Here is a 459-nt window from a genome sequence, read left to right as displayed (position 1 = left end):
ATCGGCATCATCCAGGACTTCGGCAGCATCCTCATCGTCACCGGCGGCGGACCGCTCGACTCGACGTATGTGCCGGCGCTCCAGATGTACTATGCAGCCACCCAGTTCAACGATCTGGGCTATGCCTCGGCGCTTGGCGTGGCGATGTTCGTCGTCATCCTGACGCTGACGATTATCAATATGCGATTCATCCGCACTTCGGCGGATTAGAGAGGGGCTGACATCGATGTCCAAAAGCGCAACCGACCATCTGCCGCTGCGCGGCAAGACGCAAGCGGCCAGCCTCTCGCCCGCCTGGCGGGCGAGGGCGACCCAGGCGACGCTCTATACGCTGCTCGGAGCGATTCTGCTGCTGACGCTGGTGCCGATCCTGTTTATGGTCGTCAGTGCGTTCAAGAGCAATGCGCAGATTTACGGCAGCTTCTGGGGTCTGCCCTCGCCGCCGCAGTGGAGCAACTT

Annotated in this window: 2 pseudogenes; both read left to right on the top strand. The window is 61.4% G+C overall.

Annotated elements, in window-relative coordinates:
• Nucleotides 1-210 (top strand): annotated as a pseudogene (locus tag PA598K_RS32095) (sugar ABC transporter permease); the annotation flags it as partial.
• A 16-nt stretch (nucleotides 211-226) separates the two neighbouring features.
• A pseudogene (locus PA598K_RS36720) lies at nucleotides 227-459 on the top strand (hypothetical protein); the annotation flags it as partial.

Origin of the sequence: Paenibacillus sp. 598K, from assembly GCF_003851045.1 — a bacterium.
In the GTDB taxonomy this organism is placed as follows: Bacteria; Bacillota; Bacilli; order Paenibacillales; family Paenibacillaceae; genus Paenibacillus_D.
The sequence above is the reverse complement of the archived record's forward strand: the minus strand, read 5'-3'. Positions and strand labels throughout refer to the sequence as shown.